This is a genomic window from Salifodinibacter halophilus (assembly GCA_012999515.1).
In the GTDB taxonomy this organism is placed as follows: domain Bacteria; phylum Pseudomonadota; class Gammaproteobacteria; order Nevskiales; family Salinisphaeraceae; genus Salifodinibacter; species Salifodinibacter halophilus.
On the sequence record JABEEB010000165.1, the window covers coordinates 1 to 286 of the forward strand.

Genomic DNA, 286 nt, shown 5'->3' on the forward strand with positions numbered 1-286 from the left:
CGCCGCCGGCGATGGCGGCGTCAACGTGATCGCGCATCGCAACAAGTACCTGCAGCTCAGCGCCGCGCAGTTCCTGTCCAGCGACGGCCATTGCCAGAGCTTCGGCGAAGGCGGCGATGGCTATATTCCGGGCGAAGGCGTCGGCGTGGTCGTGCTCAAGCGCTTGTCCGATGCGCAGCGCGACGGCAACCATATCTACGGTCTGGTCCGCGCAAGCGCGCTCAACCACGGCGGCAAAACCAACGGCTACACCGTGCCCAATCCGCAGGCCCAGGCCGACGCGATC

The 286-nt window shown here is 66.8% G+C and carries 1 protein-coding gene; it reads left to right on the top strand.

Annotated features, from left to right (window positions below):
• Positions 1-286: hypothetical protein (locus tag HKX41_11165; protein NNC24690.1), on the top strand; the 286-nt coding region annotated here is incomplete at both ends.